This window comes from Taylorella equigenitalis ATCC 35865 (genome assembly GCF_000276685.1).
Taxonomy (GTDB): Bacteria; Pseudomonadota; Gammaproteobacteria; order Burkholderiales; family Burkholderiaceae_B; genus Taylorella; species Taylorella equigenitalis.
Map to the genome: position 1 here is coordinate 587,455 of NC_018108.1, position 18,672 is coordinate 606,126.

General features: G+C 36.8%; 18 protein-coding genes and 1 other RNA gene. 16 read left to right on the plus strand and 3 right to left on the minus strand.

Features of this window, described 5'->3' with window-relative positions; all coding sequences use genetic code 11:
- Positions 1-45: 45 nt before the first annotated feature.
- The 3 genes from KUI_RS02730 to ssrA all read left to right on the plus strand — a co-directional run bounded on the left by KUI_RS02730 (position 46) and on the right by ssrA (position 3,447).
- On the plus strand, positions 46-2,196 hold the full coding sequence (locus tag KUI_RS02730; RefSeq protein ID WP_013522311.1) for a carboxy terminal-processing peptidase: 2,151 nt from the start codon (positions 46-48) through the stop codon (positions 2,194-2,196).
- A 2-nt stretch (positions 2,197-2,198) separates the two neighbouring features.
- A complete protein-coding gene (gene rfbD, locus KUI_RS02735) occupies positions 2,199-3,128 on the plus strand; it encodes a dTDP-4-dehydrorhamnose reductase (protein WP_013522312.1) in 930 nt (309 codons plus the stop codon).
- Positions 3,121-3,447, plus strand: a transfer-messenger RNA (tmRNA) gene (gene ssrA, locus KUI_RS08110). Before rfbD ends, ssrA begins: the two co-directional genes overlap by 8 nt.
- On the opposite strand, the gene KUI_RS02740 is transcribed toward ssrA, so the two are convergent.
- From KUI_RS02740 to ompA, 3 genes are all read right to left on the minus strand, one after another.
- Positions 3,445-4,122, minus strand: coding sequence for an HAD family hydrolase (locus tag KUI_RS02740; protein WP_013522313.1), 678 nt, complete (start codon positions 4,120-4,122; stop codon positions 3,445-3,447). The two genes, ssrA and KUI_RS02740, sit on opposite strands and share 3 nt — an antisense overlap.
- The gene (gene ubiG, locus KUI_RS02745) at positions 4,112-4,822 is read right to left on the minus strand and encodes a bifunctional 2-polyprenyl-6-hydroxyphenol methylase/3-demethylubiquinol 3-O-methyltransferase UbiG (RefSeq protein ID WP_013522314.1); all 711 of its coding nucleotides are present in this window, start codon (positions 4,820-4,822) and stop codon (positions 4,112-4,114) included. The genes KUI_RS02740 and ubiG overlap by 11 nt, the downstream gene beginning before the upstream one ends.
- A 73-nt stretch (positions 4,823-4,895) precedes the next feature.
- Positions 4,896-5,462 (minus strand): outer membrane protein OmpA, encoded by a 567-nt coding sequence (gene ompA, locus KUI_RS02750; protein WP_013522315.1) that lies wholly within the window; start codon positions 5,460-5,462, stop codon positions 4,896-4,898.
- A 422-nt stretch (positions 5,463-5,884) separates the two neighbouring features.
- Here ompA and gyrA point away from each other — a divergent pair, with 422 nt between their 5' ends.
- The 13 genes from gyrA to ccoS all read left to right on the plus strand — a co-directional run bounded on the left by gyrA (position 5,885) and on the right by ccoS (position 18,599).
- Positions 5,885-8,572: a DNA gyrase subunit A gene (gene gyrA, locus KUI_RS02755; protein ID WP_013522316.1), complete on the plus strand. Its 2,688-nt coding sequence runs from the start codon at positions 5,885-5,887 to the stop codon at positions 8,570-8,572.
- Positions 8,572-9,702: a 3-phosphoserine/phosphohydroxythreonine transaminase gene (serC, locus tag KUI_RS02760; RefSeq protein WP_014840251.1), complete on the plus strand. Its 1,131-nt coding sequence runs from the start codon at positions 8,572-8,574 to the stop codon at positions 9,700-9,702. The genes gyrA and serC overlap by 1 nt, the downstream gene beginning before the upstream one ends.
- The gene (pheA, locus tag KUI_RS02765; protein ID WP_014840252.1) at positions 9,695-10,789 is read left to right on the plus strand and encodes a prephenate dehydratase; all 1,095 of its coding nucleotides are present in this window, start codon (positions 9,695-9,697) and stop codon (positions 10,787-10,789) included. The genes serC and pheA overlap by 8 nt, the downstream gene beginning before the upstream one ends.
- Positions 10,790-11,662 carry a prephenate dehydrogenase gene (locus KUI_RS02770; RefSeq protein ID WP_013522319.1) on the plus strand — a complete coding sequence of 291 codons (873 nt, stop codon included), beginning with the start codon at positions 10,790-10,792 and terminating at the stop codon, positions 11,660-11,662.
- Positions 11,659-12,318 (plus strand): (d)CMP kinase, encoded by a 660-nt coding sequence (cmk, locus tag KUI_RS02775; RefSeq protein ID WP_013522320.1) that lies wholly within the window; start codon positions 11,659-11,661, stop codon positions 12,316-12,318. The genes KUI_RS02770 and cmk overlap by 4 nt, the downstream gene beginning before the upstream one ends.
- A 142-nt stretch (positions 12,319-12,460) precedes the next feature.
- Positions 12,461-14,170, plus strand: coding sequence for a 30S ribosomal protein S1 (gene rpsA, locus KUI_RS02780; RefSeq protein ID WP_013522321.1), 1,710 nt, complete (start codon positions 12,461-12,463; stop codon positions 14,168-14,170).
- Positions 14,170-14,499, plus strand: coding sequence for an integration host factor subunit beta (locus KUI_RS02785; RefSeq protein WP_013522322.1), 330 nt, complete (start codon positions 14,170-14,172; stop codon positions 14,497-14,499). The genes rpsA and KUI_RS02785 overlap by 1 nt, the downstream gene beginning before the upstream one ends.
- Before the next feature lie 96 nt (positions 14,500-14,595).
- Positions 14,596-14,931 (plus strand): LapA family protein, encoded by a 336-nt coding sequence (locus KUI_RS02790; protein ID WP_014840253.1) that lies wholly within the window; start codon positions 14,596-14,598, stop codon positions 14,929-14,931.
- 10 nt (positions 14,932-14,941) lie between these two features.
- On the plus strand, positions 14,942-16,135 hold the full coding sequence (locus tag KUI_RS02795; protein WP_014840254.1) for a lipopolysaccharide assembly protein LapB: 1,194 nt from the start codon (positions 14,942-14,944) through the stop codon (positions 16,133-16,135).
- A complete protein-coding gene (rfaE1, locus tag KUI_RS02800; RefSeq protein ID WP_013522325.1) occupies positions 16,135-17,070 on the plus strand; it encodes a D-glycero-beta-D-manno-heptose-7-phosphate kinase in 936 nt (311 codons plus the stop codon). Before KUI_RS02795 ends, rfaE1 begins: the two co-directional genes overlap by 1 nt.
- Positions 17,071-17,078: 8 nt before the next feature.
- Positions 17,079-17,486, plus strand: coding sequence for a ComEA family DNA-binding protein (locus tag KUI_RS02805; protein WP_014840255.1), 408 nt, complete (start codon positions 17,079-17,081; stop codon positions 17,484-17,486).
- Positions 17,486-18,418, plus strand: a complete 933-nt coding sequence (locus tag KUI_RS02810; protein WP_014840256.1) for a P-type ATPase — start codon at positions 17,486-17,488, stop codon at positions 18,416-18,418. Before KUI_RS02805 ends, KUI_RS02810 begins: the two co-directional genes overlap by 1 nt.
- Positions 18,419-18,422: 4 nt before the next feature.
- A complete protein-coding gene (gene ccoS, locus KUI_RS08115) occupies positions 18,423-18,599 on the plus strand; it encodes a cbb3-type cytochrome oxidase assembly protein CcoS (RefSeq protein WP_013522328.1) in 177 nt (58 codons plus the stop codon).
- Positions 18,600-18,672 lie beyond the last annotated feature (73 nt).

Below are 18,672 nucleotides of genomic sequence, written 5' to 3' on the forward strand. Positions count from 1 at the left end.
TTCTGTATAATCAACGTTAAATAAATATTAAATTACGATAGGTTTATGAAATTAAATCATATTTTTTCAAGTGCCATTTTGTCTTTTTCAGTATTAGCATTGCCAGCACTAGCACAAACTGAATCTACCGATAATACCTTTAAACCAGCTAAGTTTAAGGAATTGGAATTCAAAGAAAATTATGCTAGGGCTACAATTCTTTCAGCTCTTATTTTTGATAGATTTCAATACGAAAAAAAACCATTTGACTCGAAGCTACAATCCTTAGTATTTGAGAACTTATTTAAATCACTTGATACTAATAAGATGATTTTTACAAAGGAGGACATTGCCTCCTTCAAAAAGTATGAATCTCAAATTCTAAATTATTATAAAAAGGGTCAGCTTCAAATAGGATTTGAGATATTCAACCTATATAAGCATAGATTAGTTGAAAGATATGATTACGCTATATCTTTGTTAAATAACGGTTTTGATTTTTCTAAAAACGAGGAATTCATAATCGACCGCGAGGATTTGGATTGGCCTGCTACTCATAAAGAAGCTAATGATTTATGGCGCAAAAGAATTAAAAATGATTACTTACGCCTAAAACTAGCTAATGTCGAAGACGAAAAAATTAAAACTACTCTACGCAAGCGCTATATCAATCGCCGAAATACCGTTGCACGTATGGACGGAGAGCAAGCAGCTGAGTATTTTATTAATTCATTGGGAGACAGTTTAGATCCACATACTACCTACTATAGTCCTTCTTCAGCAAAAAACTTTGACGTTACTATTAGCTTATCTGTAGAGGGTATTGGGGCTGTTCTACAAAAGCATTTTGAATATGGTCAAATCCGAGAAGTTGTAGCTGGTGGACCTGCAGCTAAAAGCAAACTAATTAATCCAGGAGATTTGATTGTTGGGGTGGCTCAGGGAGATGATGGTGCTTTTGAGGATGTTATTGATTGGGAATTGGATGACATCGTTAAAAAAATTCGCGGTAAAAGAGGTAGTACCGTTAGGATTCAATTGATACCAGCGGGTTCTGGTCTGGATGGTAAACCAAAAGAAGTAAAAATCGTTAGAGAAAAGGTTTCTATGGAGGAGCAGGCTGCTAGATCTAAAGTCATTGAGGCTAAGACTGACGGTAAAACTCATAAAGTTGGTGTAATAACCATACCATCATTTTATGAGGATTTTGATGCTCAGAGAGCTAAAGAAAAAGACTTTAACAGCCTATCTAAAGATATTTCTAAATTTCTTGATGAGTACAAAAAAAATGGTGTTGAAGCCCTAGTTCTAGACCTTAGAAATAATGGTGGAGGATCACTTAATGAGGCCGCCAAAGTTAGTGGATTATTCATAGGTAATAGAGAAAAAGTAGTTCAAGTAAGTACTCAAAACGGTGAAATTAAAATGGTTGAGTCCCGAGGTGTTGAGCAGTTGTGGGATAAACCAGTTGTTGTGGTTATAAATAGATTCTCAGCATCAGCTTCTGAGATACTTGCTGCAGCTATAAAAGATTATGGTAGAGGAGTTATTGTAGGGTCACAAACATGGGGTAAGGGTACTGTTCAAACCTTCCGTGATTTAAAGGACTTTTTACGTAATGATGCTCAGTACACAGATTTAGGTGCTGTTAAGTGGACTATTCAAAAGTTTTTCCGCGTAAATGGAAGTTCTACTCAACTTAAAGGTGTTGAGCCTGATATTGAGTTTCCTTCAAGTGTGGACAAAGAAAAATTGGGTGAGTCTAGTTACGATAACCCATTGCCATGGACTATATTAAGACCAGCAGATTTTAAGCCTTTTGCGGATTTAAAAGAAAGCATTGCCAAGCTAAATACATTACATAAAGATCGTGTAGAAAAGTCTGGTAGTTGGAGTCTTCTTAAAAAGGAAAATGATTTCCGATTAAAACTTTCTCAGAGAAAAACTTATTCATTGAATTTTGATGCACGCAAAAAGGAACGTGAAGAGATGGATGCACAGATTAAGGCGTTTGATAAAGAGCGTGAAGAATTGGGAGAAATTAATTTTAATGATCTCAAGTTGGATGATGGATTGGCACGTGGAGAGGGTGACTTGAATGAAGAATTGGCTGACGAGAAAAAGCGTAAAGAAAATCTCGATACGATAGCTCGTGAAAGTGCAAATATCGCTGCCGACATGATATCAGTTACTTCGGGGATTAAGTTTAGTCGCTAGTTATGGTTGCGGCCTATAAAGCCCCACCTCATAAAAGAGCCGTTATTATCGGTAATACAGGTCAGTTGGGGCTATCTTTAAAGTTTTCTAAAAGTCTCTATAGCATATGCAGGTATTTTAATTTTTTTATAACCTCGCATATTGATCCTCACGAAAATTTTCGAGCTGTAAAGTCTTATTTAACGGCTTATAAGCCCGATTTAGTAATAAATACTATAGCCTACACATCCGTTGATGCAGCAGAAGAAGATAAGCTAATTTCTTATCATATCAATTCTGTTTTTCCAAAAATTTTAGCTGAGTGGTGTTTAAAAAATGATGCCACTTTGGTTCATTTTTCAACGGACTACGTTTTTGATGGTCGCTCTAATAAACCCTATAAAGAGGAAGATTCTCCCAATCCTATAAATCAATATGGATACGATAAGCTAACTGCAGAACTCTATATTGAGCAAATGACTAACAATTTTTATATTTTTAGGACTAGTGCACTTTATAGCCCTTTTAGAGTTAATTTCCTTAAGAAAATATTCCATAAACTAAGTCATCCTAAGGCAAAAGGTGGATATAGTTTCAATGTTGTGAATGATCAGATTACAATCCCAACAAGCTGTGATTTTTTACTTGAGCACATGTATAAAATCATTAGTACTAAAGCTAATGGTATATACCATGTAGTGCCTTCAAATTATTGTTCATGGTATGAATTTGCTCGATTGATTAGGTCAGAGGCAATTAGAAAAGGGTTCCTAAGTTCAAGTGCCCCCATGATTAGTCCTGTTAAATCAACTAGATTTAAATCTGCAGCAAAAAGACCATTATTTTCAGTATTGGATAATTCTAAAATGGCAAAAGCTTTGGGTATCGAAATTCCAAGTTGGGATGAGATTTTCCGAGAAAATTGCAATGAAATATTCCCCTTAATTCTCTAGAGTGACTTAATTTTAAGTTTTTGCTACAATTAATCTTAAGCTGTATATCTGATTGACTGAATTATTTTTGGACGCGGGTTCGACTCCCGCCGTCTCCACCAATAGGGCATTTGGCTTAAGTGTTTTATTGGCGGGGACGTATTGGCTTCGACAGGGATAACTAGGAAAATTGGCAGTCGGTAGGCGATGACCGTAAATCAAGCACATCAATAAATGCTAACGATGAAAACTTTGCATTGGCAGCTTAATTAAAAAGCTCCCAGGAGTGTGATTCACTTTGCAACAGAAAGAATCAAGGCAGCTTCGGCTGCCTTTTTTATATACAAAATAACTCTATAATTCCTAACTCAATTTCGCCGGGATTGTTTGCTATATAATCCGCATCCCATGATGGGATATTTTGAGGTTCTGGGCAGTAGCCATAAGTTAGAACAATAGTCTTCATATTAGCAGCTTTTCCAGCTAGGATATCTCTTTCATCGTCCCCCACATATATGCATTTGGATGGATCAACATTAGCTTGTTTGCAGGCTAACAATATAGTATCTGGGTGGGGTTTATTGTTCAATGCTGAATCCCCATAGGTGGATGCAATACATCTAGAATCTAATCCTAGGTGCTTGAGCAATGGAATTGCTAATTCTGATGGCTTATTTGTAACTATACCCCATGCAATACCCTTAGAGTCTAATGAATCAAGTAATTCTGGAATACCATCGAAGTATCTAAGATTTTTAGTTAATCTAGAGCGGTAATTAGTCAAATAGTCAATTTTTATAGATTCATAATTTGTATCTGACTTGTGTATACCTAAGGCTTCACCTATCATGGCAGGAGTACCTCTAGATACGAAATTTTTTAAATACTCATATGGAAGAGGGGGTAAACCTCTTTGGGTTCTTAGATTATTTGCACAATCTACTAAATCTATAGCAGAGTCAATTAAAGTTCCATCAAGATCAAAAAAAACTGCTTTATCTACTTTAAAGTTCATTTTTTCTAACTGCTACCATATAGTTAATATCAAGCGACCTACATAATTCATATTCGCCAGTTAATGGTTTGTATTCAAAACCGCTGGAATCTATAAATTCAAGTCCACATCCTCTAGCAAATCTCATAATTTCGCTAGGTTTTAAAAATTTGCTATGTGTATGAGTGCCCTTAGGAACCATGCCTAATACATACTCAGCTACAACTATAGCAAGTGCAAATGACTTTAAATTTCTATTAATAGTAGAAAAAAAGGCAATTCCACCAGGTTTTAATAATTTTGCTACTGCCTCGATAAGACTTTGTGGACTTGGTACATGTTCTAACAATTCCATACATGTGATGACATCATAATATCCACTATTAGTTACAGCATGCTCTTCTGCAGATATAACTTCATAATTGATTTTTAGATCACTATCAAGTGCATGCAGTTTAGCCACTGTTATAGATTCCTTTGCTAAATCTATACCAGTTAAATTCTCTATGCCAGCTTTTACAAGACTCTCAGCCAATATTCCACCACCACATCCAATATCCAAAACTTTTAATTCTGATAAATTACTAGGGATGTGGCTTAAAATCCAATTAAGCCTAATAGGGTTTATATCATGGAGTGTTTTGAATTCACTAGTTTTATCCCACCATTTTGAGGCAATGGATGAGAACTTTTCCAATTCGTTTTTGCTAACGTTTGTCATACATATTAAGTCCAAATGAAAATGGCCCCTAATTAGGAGCCATAATCTTACTAAATAATTTCAAAAATTGGAATTATTTAGGAGTACCAACCATTTCGATATCTACACGACGGTTTTGAGCACGACCTTCACGAGTACGGTTGTCTGCGATAGGTTGAGTTTCACCGCGACCAGAAGCGATGATTTGTTCAGCAGGAACACCTTTGTCGATTAGGTAGTTTTTAACTGTAGCAGCACGACGCTCAGAAAGTTTTTGGTTGTAAGCGTTAGTACCGATAGAGTCAGTGTGACCTACAGTGATTAATGATTCAAGAGTTAAAAGTTTAACTTGCTCAGCGATTTGATCTAGAACAGTACGACCTTCAGGTTTAAGGCTAGATTTGTCGAAATCAAAGAATGTATCAGCATTGAAAGTCACTTTGTTTGCTGTAATAGGTTGAGCAGCTGGAGCACTTGGTTCAGTAACACCGCCACACTCAGGAAGTGCAGTAGCAGGAGTCCAGAAGTCATTTTGCCAGCAGTCGCCGAAGTCACTAACTACAGGATCACCGAAATCACTAACCCAGTTGTCTACTGTTTGAGCTGATGCAACGCCAGCTGAGAAAGCAAGAGCAATTGCTAAAGCGAATTTAGAGGTCATTTATATTTCTCCTCGAAGAGCTAAATGTGCTAAAAAAAGATTCGCAGCGCGTGACGCCACATAAATAAAATTCAGGGATAGTATACCAATCAATGAAGCTTAATACAAAACCTTTTGAATAGAACTCCCTTATTTCCGTAGTTAATATTACGTTATTTAAGGGAATTTAGTTAATATTTACTGTCATATTTACTAGTATCTTGTTAATTTTGTGGTTTTTTTCGTACATTAGTTGTAATTTTTATACAAAGTAAGGTTGTCTTAGATGCGGAAAATTTTAAATTTCTAAAAATAAATATAGATTAGCTTAAAAAGTTAAAGCGCTTTATTAAGTTTGCAGGCATCGTTTGATTGAAACTATTTTGAAACACCTTCAAAATGCTAAAATTTGAGATTAATAAAAATTTTAATAAGTGAATTATATGGATTCTTTCGCAAAGGAAACCCTTCCTGTATCTCTTGAAGAGGAGATGCGTCGTAGTTATCTTAGTTACTCTATGAGCGTGATTGTAGGTAGGGCATTGCCAGACGTAAGGGATGGTCTTAAGCCAGTACATCGCCGAGTGCTATATGCGATGCACGAATTATCTAATAGCTGGAACAAACCATATAAAAAATCTGCACGTATTGTAGGTGATGTAATTGGTAAATATCACCCTCACGGAGATACTGCTGTATATGACACTATTGTTCGTATGGCTCAAGATTTCTCAATGAGATACATGCTTGTCGATGGTCAGGGAAACTTTGGTTCTATCGATGGTGATGGTGCAGCTGCCATGCGTTATACGGAAATTCGTCTAGAGAAAATTTCCCATGAGATGTTGGCAGATCTTGAAAAAGAGACAGTCGACTTTGCTCCTAATTATGACGGGAGTGAGTTTGAACCGAAAATATTGCCAACCAAAATACCTGGGCTTTTAATTAACGGTAGCTCTGGGATTGCAGTTGGAATGGCTACAAATATACCACCGCACAATCTTTCTGAAGTGATCGATGGTTGTTTATTTTGTTTAAAAAATCCCGATTGCAGTATAGATGAATTAATCGAATATATACCTGCACCAGATTTTCCAACAGGTGGGATTATATATGGGTATAGCGGTGTGCGTGAAGGTTATCGAACTGGTCGTGGCCGCGTAATTATGAGGGCTAAAACTCACATCGAGGATTTCGAAAAGGGAAATAGACAAGCCATAATTATCGATGAGATTCCTTATCAAGTTAACAAAAAAACACTTCAAGAAAAAATTGCTGACTTGGTAAATGAAAAACGTATTGAAGGCATATCTGATATCAGAGATGAATCTGATAAAGATGGGATGAGATTAGTTATCGAGCTCAAAAGAGGCGAAGTAGCTGATGTTGTATTAAATAACCTGTTTAAACTAACTCAATTACAAGATACTTTTGGGATGAATTTGGTTGCTCTAGTTAACGGTCAACCAAAACTTTTAAATCTTAAAGAGTTAGTAGTTTACTTCTTGCAACATAGAAGAGAGGTCATTACAAGAAGAACAGTATTTGAGCTTCGCAAAGCAAGGGAAGAGGGGCATAAGCTAGAAGGTCTTGCAGTTGCACTAGCTAATATCGATGAGTTCATTCAAATAATTAAAACTTCAGCTTCACCAGATGAAGCACTTGAGAGATTGATGAGCCGTGGCTGGGATTCTTCTTTGGTTAAAAGTTTGCTATCTAGAGTTGATGAAGATAAAGCTCTTGGTGGATTTAAAGCCTATAGACCTGAAGGTCTACCAGAAGAATATGGTTTACGAAATGATGGTCTATATTACCTAAGTTATGACCAAACTCGAGAAATTCTGAACATGAATTTAAGACGTTTGACAGGACTTGAACAAGAGAAAATTATTTCAAGTTACGAAGCTGCGATGGATGCAATCACTGATCTATTGGATATTCTTTCTAAACCTGAGAGGATAACTGCCATAATTGGTGAAGAGCTTATTGCCATCAAAAATGAGTACACAATTAAAGATGCACGTCGTTCTCAAATCGAATATAACGCAGTTGAATTTGAAACTGAAGATTTGATTACACCTATGGATATGGTTGTGACTCTTTCAAATGAAGGCTATATAAAAAGTCAACCATTGTCTGAGTATCAAGCACAAAATCGCGGTGGCAAAGGTAAAAAAGCCACGGAGATGAAGGATAATGATTTTGTTCAGCAATTGTTTATTGCAAATACTCATGATTATGTATTGTGTTTCTCAAGTTTAGGACGACTTCATAGACTTAAAGTTTGGGAGGTTCCTCAGGGCGGTCGTAATTCAAAAGGTAGACCTATTGTTAATCTTTTTGAGCTTCAAGAAAACGAGAAAATAACGGTTGTATTGCCAATTAAGCAATTCTCGGATGACCAATTTATTTTCCTTGCAACTGCAAAAGGTGTAGTTAAGAAAACCGCACTTTCCCAATATTCAAGCACACGTAAAATGGCAGTTATTGCTGTTACTTTGGATGAGGATGACTATTTGGTAGGGGCCGAATTAACTGACGGTAATAGTGACATTATGCTTTTCTCAAATGCAGGTAAAGCCGTTAGATTTGATGAATCTTCAGTTAGAGCCACAGGTAGATCATCACGTGGTGTTCTAGGTATGAGGCTTGAAGAAGGTCAATCCATTATTTCTTTAATCGTATCTAAAAATGAAAATGCGTATGTTTTAACAGCTACTGAAAATGGTTACGGCAAACGTACTCCTGTAGTTGAATACACTCGTCATGGGCGTGGTACCAAGGGTATGATTGCAATACAAACTAGTGAGCGAAACGGTAAAGTTGTTGCTGCTGTTTTAGTTGATGAATCCGATGAAATTATGCTTATAACTACTGATGGTATTGTTGTTCGTACTAAGGTTGCCCCTATTAGGGAGTTAGGTAGAGCTACTCAGGGCGTTAAGTTGATTAGAATCGATAACGATACTAAATTAAAGGGTGTTCAGAGAGTTGTAGAGTCCGTAAGTGAATCAGAAGTTGGCTTAGATTCTGATACCGTTGTCGAAAACGAATATTCAGTTAATCAGATTAATAAGGATGATGCGGACTATTTAGAAAGTACAGATAGTAGTACTGAAGGAGAAGAATAGTGGGTGTATGGAATTTTTCTGCAGGTCCTGCAAAGTTACCTAAACCTGTATTAGAGCAAGCTTCATCTGAAATGCTTGATTGGAATTCAAGTGGTATTTCAGTTATGGAGATGAGTCATAGATCTGCTGAATATGAACAAATTCTTCAAAATGCAATTTCAGATTTTAAAGATTTGTTAGGAGTTCCAGAGGGTTATTCGGTTCTCTTTATGCAAGGTGGGGCTACAGCTCAAAATGCATTAATTCCTTTGAATATCTTAGGTTCTCGCGAATCAAAAAAAGCTGGTTATGTTCTGACTGGAACTTGGTCGATTAAATCTCATAAAGAAGCAACAAAATACGGTGATATTAGTGTTGTAGCATCTAATCAAACAGACATAGAAATAGATGGTGTACGTTATAAACCTGGTATGTGGATGCCAGAATTCAAGGATTGGGAGCTAAATCCAAATTCTTCTTATGTTCACTTGTGCTCAAACGAGACTATCAGTGGTTTGGAGTTAAAAGAACTACCAAACATGAAAGAATTTGGTTTTGCCGATGTTCCAATGGTAGTAGATATGTCTTCTCATATTTTATCTAGACCCGTCAATTTTGATGGGGTCGGTATTATTTATGCAGGTGCTCAAAAAAATCTAGGTCCTGCAGGTGTTACAGTATTAATTGTTCGAGATGATTTACTTGGATTTACTGAATCGAACTGCCCATCGGTTTTTAACTATGAAAATGTTAAGAATGCAAATTCTGGTTTTAATACACCTCCAACTTATGCAATTTATATCTGTGGTTTAGTGTTTCAATGGCTTCGTTCTAAGGGTGGGCTACTTGCTATACATGAACAAAATATAGCCAAGGCACGTACTTTATATGATTTAATTGATAAATCAAATGGCTTTTATAAAAATGAAGTTCAGACAAAGTATAGATCTGATATGAATGTAACTTTTACATTGCCAACTGAGGAACTTCATAATTTATTTTTGAAAGAAACTAAGGCTAATGGTTTGTTGGGACTTAAGGGACATAAATCCGTAGGCGGTATTAGAGCTTCTATTTATAATGCAATGCCAATAGATGGAGTTAAAGCATTAGCTGAATTTATGGATAGTTTCCTGGCACAGTATGGCTGATCAAAACGAACTTCTCTCGAAGCTTGCACCCTTACGAGATCAAATAGACGAAATAGACGATGCAATATTAATTTTATTGGATAAGCGTGCAAGACTTGCAGTTGAAGTCGGAGAAATCAAAAAAAAATATGGTTCCGATTCTGATGTTTTAAAGCCTGAGCGTGAGACGATAATTTTTAAATCGCTTTCACAAAAGGCTGAAGTTTTTCCTTCAGAAGCAGTCCAAAACGTTTGGACTGAAATTATTTCCGCTTGTCGAGGGCTAGAGAGAAAGCTTAAGGTTGCTTACTTAGGTCCAAGCGGATCTTTTTCAGAAATAGCAGCCTACAAGATTTATGGTCATTATATTGATACCATTTCCTGTGTCACATTTGAGGAAGTTTTTAAGTCGGTCGAATCTAAAGTTGCTGACGTTGGTGTAGTTCCAGTTGAAAATTCTACTGAAGGAACGGTTAATACAACGCAAGATTTATTTTTAGGTTCAAAACTTAAAATTCATAGTGAGTGTGATGTGGAAGTGCATCATTGTCTGCTTCATAAAACGGGTGATATCTCTAATGCAAAAAAACTATTTGTTCACCCTCAAACTCGTGGACAATGTCATAAATGGATATCAAATAATCTACCAAATATAGAAATAGTGACTGCTAGAAGTAATTCTGAAGCAGCTCATATGGCATCGACAGATTCAGCTTCTTTAGCAATAGCTAGTGAAAGTGCAGCCATAATATATGATCTTAAGTGTATACATCATGGTGTACAGGATTCCTCAAATAATAAAACTAGATTCGTTGGTATTGGATACATCAATCCCAAACCAAGTGGCAATGATAAAACAAGTTTGATATTTGCCGCTTCAAATGAAGCTGGAAGTGTATATAAGCTTCTAAATCCGTTTGCTGAATGTGGAGTGTCCATGAGTAGATTGGAGTCTAGACCATTTAAAAATGGTGAATGGGAATATTACTTTTATGTTGATTTGCTTGGCCATGCAGAAGATCAAAACGTAAAAAAGGCTCTAAATGTACTGAAATCTGAGGCACCATTTGTAAAAGTTTTAGGGTCCTACCCAGCCACGAGAAGCTAAATGAAAAGTATTCATAACCTTGGATTAGTGGGTGTGGGGTTAATAGGGACCTCTTTTGTCAGAGGACTACTTGAAAATAATATAGTTTCAAATGTACTCGCATATGATTCAAATCCTTCTAACTTAGAACATGCTTTAAATCAAGGGTGGATTTCTGATCAGGCATCTTTAAATAAGTTATCGAAGGTGTGTGATTTTATTGTCATTGCCACCCCAACAAAATCGATTGTTAAGGTTTTAGATGAGATTAGTACTGATTTAAACGCCGAAGCTATGCTTATCGATGTGGGTAGCACGAAAAATGAGATTATTACCCATGTTAGCGAAAAATTACCCCATCTTAGGACGCAGTTCATACCTTGTCATCCGATTGCTGGATGGCATATTAATGGACCATCATCAGCCAATCCAGATTTGTTTAATTCTAAAAACGTGATTTTGGTCCCTTTTCCAGAGACCGATTCTGACAGGGTTCAATATGTATGCCAATTATGGGAGGGATTAGGTGCTGTTGTTACCATATTAAATGATGCGAGAGAGCACGATAAGATTTTTTCTGCTCTAAGTCATTTTCCTCATTTTATTGCCTCTTCATACATGGAATTTCTTTTACGTAACCCAAGCTTCTCATCTAATTTAAACTTAGGTGGGACTGGTTTTCGTGATTTTTCCCGTATAGCTGGTGGGTCTGAACAAGTGTGGACTGATATATTTTTATCGAATCGTCTTGAGCTTTTAAATCAAATTTTGGAATTTGAAGAACTTGTGTCTGAAATTAAGGAATTACTTAATAAGGGAGATAAAGAAGGAATTTCTCAATGGCTACAGAGAACCGCATTACTGAGAAACTCATGGAGAGGATCTTCTAAATGAATCTTATAACTATAGACGGTCCTAGTGCGTCGGGCAAGGGTACTGTTAGCCAAAGGGTGGCTACTATACTTGGTTGGAATGTACTTGACTCCGGTGCTCTATATAGGCTTTCTGCATTAACTTGCATACGAAATAATGTTCCTATTTCTAATATAGATTTAGTAGTAAAAAGCATTAAGGAGATGGACATAAGATTTTGTGATGGTGAGGTTTTTTTAGATTCAAATATCGTTACAGAAGATATAAGAAACGAGGAAGTTGGTCTTATTGCATCTAAACTTGCTTCAATACCTGAAGTTAGACTAGCTTTAGTGGACTTGCAACATTCATTTCTAACTTCAAAAGGTCTTATCGCTGATGGGCGAGATATGGGTACTGTAATTTTTCCCGAGGCCCCCCTTAAGATATTTTTAGATTCTGATCTGCATACCAGGGTCACAAGACGTTTTAATCAATTAAAAGAAAAAGGTATTGATGCAAATTACGATGAAATTTGGTCAGATATGGCTAGAAGGGATGAGTTAGACAGGAACAGGAAAATTTCTCCACTTATTCCATCTGCAGATGCTTTAATTATTGATAGTACACACTTGTCCATAGATGAAGTTGTAAATTTGATAATTACTAAGTGGCAAAACCTTCAATCAACAACATAAATTATTGATTAAAAAGAATTTTTTATATAAAATTATTATCTTTTTAAGTGCCCTATGCTATAGGGTTTTTTTAACTCCGCTGGTTTTTATGACTGGTGTGTAACTAGGATTAGCCGTTAGGTTTAATCTTTTGGATTTATTAATGTCTCAAACTCTTAACTTACAAGACGCCCTTGGAGGCGAAAGCTTTGCTGATATATTTGAATCAGCTAACCAAAAAGAAATCAAATCAGGTGAGGTTATCACCGCAGAAGTTGTTCGAATAGAACATAATCACGTAGTGGTTAATACTGGACTTAAGTCTGAGTCTATGGTTCCACGAGAAGAATTCCTTAACGATCAGGGCGAACTTGAAGTTGAAGTAGGTGACTTCGTATCAGTTGCTGTTGATTCTCCAGAAAATGGTTTTGGTGAAACTGTTGTTTCTCGTGATCGAGCTAAACGCTTAGCTGCATGGCTTAAACTTGAAGAAGCACTTAATTCTGGTGAACTAATTACTGGTACTATCACTGGTAAAGTTAAAGGTGGCTTGACTGTTATGACTAATGGTATCCGTGCTTTCTTACCAGGCTCATTAGTTGATGTTCGACCAGTTAAAGATACTACTCCATACGAAAATAAAACTATGGAGTTTAAAGTTATTAAACTTGACCGTAAACGTAATAACGTAGTTTTATCACGTCGTTCTGTACTTGAATCTAGTATGGGTGAAGAGCTACAAAAACTTCTTGAAAATCTTCAAGAAGGTTCAGTGGTTAAAGGTACAGTTAAAAATATTACTGAATATGGTGCCTTCGTTGATTTGGGTGGTATCGACGGTCTACTACACATTACAGATATGGCATGGCGTCGTGTTCGTCATCCATCTGAAGTACTTACAGTTGGTCAGGAAGTAGAAGCTAAGGTTCTAAAATTCGACAAAGATAAAAATCGCGTATCACTTGGTATTAAACAACTTGGAGAGGATCCTTGGGTTGGTCTTGCTACTCGTTATCCTAAAGATTCTAAACTTACAGGTAAAGTTACAAACATCACAGAATACGGTGCGTTCGTTGAGGTTGAGACAGGAATTGAAGGTCTTGTTCACGTATCTGAAATGGATTGGACAAATAAAAACGTTGACCCTCGTAAAGTTGTTTCTCAAGGTCAAGAAATCGAGGTTTGCGTTCTTGAAATCGATGAGGATCGTCGTCGCATTTCACTTGGTATGAAGCAAGTTCAACCAAATCCATGGGAAGAATTCGCTAATAATCATAAACGTGGTGATCGCATTAAAGGTGCTATTAAATCAATTACTGACTTTGGTGTATTCATTGGTTTAGAAGGTGGTATCGACGGTTTAATTCATTTATCTGATTTATCTTGGAATGAACCAGGCGAAGTTTATGTACGTAAACTAAGCAAAGGTGACGAAATCGAAGCTATAGTTATTGCCATCGATACAGAAAAAGAGCGTATCTCTTTAGGGCATAAGCAATTGGAAGGTGATCCGTTCACTATGTATACTTCTGCCCATGAGAAATCTTCATTAGTAAAAGGTGTAGTTAAATCGGTAGAACCTAAGGGTGCTACAGTTACCCTTGACTCAGAAGTTGAAGGTTATTTACGTGCTTCTGAGATTTCTAATGGTCGCATCGAAGACGCAACTACAGTTCTTAAAGAAGGTGATGAAGTAGAGGCTATGATTATTAATATTGATCGTAAGGCTCGCTCTATTCAGCTTTCTATTAAGGCTCGCGAAAATGCTCAGACTGCAGAAAAACTTGAGTCTCTTAAAGATTCTTCTTCTGGAACAACAAGTCTTGGTGCTCTACTAAAAGCAAAAATCGATCAAGCGAAAGATAATAAATAGTGACAAAATCAGAACTTATTGATGCACTGGTTGCGAGTTACCCACAATTCGCAACCCGTGACATGGATATAGCTGTCAAAACTATTCTAGATGCTATGACCTTATCCTTAGCACAAGGACATAGAATTGAAATCAGAGGTTTTGGTAGTTTTTCGTTGTCACAGCGTGCACCACGTGTGGGACGCAATCCTAGGACTGGAGAGATGGTTGAAGTCGTTGGAAAACGGGTTCCTCACTTTAAGGCCGGAAAGGAGTTGCGCGAAAAAGTTGATGAGGAGTTTAAGAAATTAATCAATCCCATAATTACTGAGGATAGTTGGGTTTCTTAATCCTAGTTTCAATTACTAGCCTGATACTTTGTATCAGGCTTTTTTTTAAACTCTTTTATGCCTTACAATAATGGAAATTAGAAATTTGGGGTCGATATGAGAATTGTTATTTGGGCTATACGCATCATACTTTTCGTTCTAGTTATTCTTTTAGCAATCAAAAATACTGCACCCGTTGATATTAATTTCTACGGTAACTTATCACTCAAAGCAGTGCCTTTAATTGTCGTTATACTTGCAAGTTTTATTATCGGTGGGGTGTTTATTTATTTGCTCACATTGCCATCAAAATTTAGCAATGGGATTGAACTCAATCGTCTTAGAAAAGAAAATCAGTTGCTGAAATCTGATCTTGAATACACTCACAAAAATGAGAAGATTCTACCAGTCGCTCCCCCTGATGGTTTTGTAGTTACAGAAAAAGTTCGTTGATAGGTTTATTTTGAACTTCGAATTCTGGTATTTAATTTTTATACCCATTTTCTTTGTGCTTGGTTGGTATGCTTCACGTATCGATACCAAGCATTTGGTAGATGAATCAAGTAACCTTCCTAATTCATATTTCAAAGGTTTAAATTTCCTTTTAAAGGAAGATTACGATAGGGCCATAGACTCCTTTGTAGAAGTCGCAAAACTTGATACCGAGACAACTGAGCTACATTTTGCACTGGGAAGTTTGTTTCGCAGAAGGGGCGAGATAGACCGTTCGATTAGAGTCCATCAAAGCTTGCTTAATAGACCCGATCTGCCTGCTCACGAAGCGTCACATGCGAGATTTGAGTTGGCCCAAGATTACTTTAAAGCTGGTCTTCTTGATAGAGCCGAGGTTGAATTTAAAAATTCTATCAAAGACAGCAAATATGCATTGCCATCTTATGCATCTCTTTTGAGGGTGTACGAGATTACTCACGATTGGGAGCTTGCAATCGAAACGCTAAATGGGTTGCAGACTCTCATAGGCAAACCTCTGTCTCAAATAGTTCATTACTATTGTGAAATTATTGAAGACGAATTTCGCTCAAAAAATCCTGATTTAAATAAAATTAAATCAATAATAGAAAAAGCACATAAAGCACACAATGAATTGGGTTCAGAGTCAAATTCTTCAGTTACAGCTAGACTAAATATAGTTGAGGCGAAAATTGCCAAACTATTAAAAGATACTGAAAAGCAAAAAGAGTTTCTACTTAAAGTTCTTGAACAAGCCCCTGAATTTGGTGGGCTAGTTGCATTTCAGATTATGGATTTAATGAGGGCTTCAAATCATGAGTGGGAGGGCTTTGAGCTTCTTAGATCTCACTACGATAAGTACCCTTCAATTGAAGTCTTTAGTGTATTGTTTGATTACTTAGTTAATAAATCCCAAGAGCAGGCTTTGGATTTTGCTAAAAGTGCACTCGTTGCACATCCTTCCATTTTGGCACTTAATAATGCACTTTCAAGCTACCTAAAATCCAATACTTCACACGAGGTGGACAATTTAGTCCTTCTTAAAAAATTGATATCCGCTCAAAGTGATAAACTTGAAAAATATACATGCAACCACTGCGGATTTCAGGCTAAATCCTTTTATTGGCAATGCCCAGGTTGCAACAATTGGAATACTTTTGACCATAAAAGAGTAGAGGACCGATAGTGTCAAATAATTATCCCTTAGAAAAGATAAAAAAAAGCAGGATATTAGTTATTGGTGATTTGATGGTGGATCGATATTGGTTTGGTCAGGTTGACCGAATCTCTCCAGAAGCACCTGTGCCTGTTGTTCACGTCAAAAAAAATGAAAATCGACTCGGTGGTGCAGCTAACGTTGCAAGCAATATTGTAAGTTTAGGAGCACAAGCAACGCTTATGGGAGTTGTGGGGCTAGATGAGCCCGCAAATATTCTGACCAATCTATGTGATGAACACAACATCAAAACAAATTTTGTTGTAGATGATAAAGCTGAAACGACTATAAAGATGAGAGTTCTTGGTGGTCAACAGCAACTACTTCGTATTGATTTTGAAAAATTTCCAAGCGATGAGATCGCTAAAAATTTATGTGAAATTGCATTGCCACTCATTCAAGAACATGATTTAGTGGTCTTTTCAGACTATAACAAGGGGGCACTTAAGTTTATAAGAGAGATGATTTCTCATGCTACTTCATTGAATATTCCTGTATTAGTAGATCCAAAAGGTGCGGACTACTCTCGTTACTCAGGGGCTAGCCTAATTACGCCTAATCGCAAGGAGATGGAGCAAGCCGTGGGTTTATGGAATACTGAAGAGGAATTGACTCAAAAGGCTCAAGAACAAAGAAATAAGCATAAATTAGGAGCTATTTTAGTTACCAGGTCCGAGCGAGGTATGACACTTTTTGACGATAACGGTCGTAGACATCAGGACGCACAAGCCAAAGAGGTGTTTGATGTTTCAGGTGCTGGTGATACTGTTTTAGCAACATTGGCAGTTACTCATGCAGCTGGCTTGGATTTGAAGGATGCGATAATCTGGGCAAATAAAGCAGGCGGTATAGTTGTTGGTAAACTCGGTACTTCAACCGTAAGTGCTAAAGAGATTATGCAATAGTGTGATAGATGATTAAATTTTTAAAATTATTTTTTGCGTATGTGCTTTTTATCGGTTGTGCATGGGCAAATTCAGTTGACGTAAATACTGCTTCATTGCAAGAGCTGGATTCAATTAAAGGCATAGGACCCAAAATGGCCACTTTAATTATTGAAGCTAGAAAAAATGGTGGTAATTTTAAGTCCTACTCTGATTTGGCTGAGAGAGTTAAAGGTCTTGGTTTAAAGAAAATCAAAAGCTTACGTATCGCTGGATTTGAAATCAAGGGTGCGGGGGATGAGGATTTATTGCCACAAATTGAGCCTAAAAAAAGCAAATCAAAAAAACGTGTAAAAAAAATCGATCCAAAAAATGAAGTCGAAATGGCAGTTCCACGTGATACCTTTCCTAAACTTGTAAGACCACCTAAGTTCTAATGGCTACACGAAATTCAATATTTTCAATACCTGAAAATCTTCCTGAAGAAGACAGATCTAGAAGACGTGCAATGCTTTCGCGTCTTGGAATTGCTTGGCTCGTTATGATGCAAATAATGATGTTTGCAGTACCTGGTTATGTGAAGTCCAGCTACGAAGACACGGACAGTTATGAACTGCTATCGAAAGTCATTATTATGATGAACTGGATTAGCTTGGCTCTTACAATCCCAGTAATTTTGTATTGTGCAACTCCGATTTGGAATGGGCTTTTTCGTGCCAATGATGTAAAACATGTGAATATGAACTGGCCCGTTGCAATTGGGATAATCGTTGCTTTTGTGCCATCTGTAATGGTTACATTGACTCATAATGGCGAAGTCTACTATGACTCTATATCTATGTTCGTGGCTTTTTTACTAACAGCTAGATATCTCGAACTAGCAGCAGAGCAGTCAACTTTCAATAAGCAAAGCAATCTCGATTTACAGTCTATTCACGAATCGTTAAAAACTAAAGCTGACAAACTTGCACTAATTTTTGTTGTATTGCAGATTATTCTCGCTGTCATAACCGCAACTATATGGTATGTGTGGATTGATAAATCACATGCATTGCCAGTACTGGTATCTTTATTTGTTATGAGTTGTCCATGTGCTATGGCAATGTCCGTGCCTACAGCCTTTTCGGCTGCTAGATCTGGACTATCTGAAGAAGCTGTTTCAAAGCACCATGAAACCTTAATTAAAAGGATTAAAATTTGTACTTACCAGAATTTGTATGGTTCCTTGATATGGCACATTCTTATGACTCCTCTAGCTATGTTTGGCTTAGTTGAACCATGGCTTGCTGCTGTAACTATGCTTATATCTTCTTTGGGCGTGGCTTGGAACTCATATAGATTATTTAAATTTTTGAAATCAAAAAACTAACTAGATGTACGCATTATTCATACTTTTAGCATTGTCATTTGTATTTGTAATTATGGTCGGATTGTTTCTATTTTGGGCTACCAGTTCAGGGCAATTTGATGATGTTCAAAAACATTCCACAGCTATTTTGGCGGACGACGATACACAAAATTTTGATGTATCTCAATCTTTAGATGAATAGCTGATTTTGGCACTATGTTTTTTTGACTTACTTCAAAATATTTAAGTAAAATGGGAAAGTCCGATGAAATCGA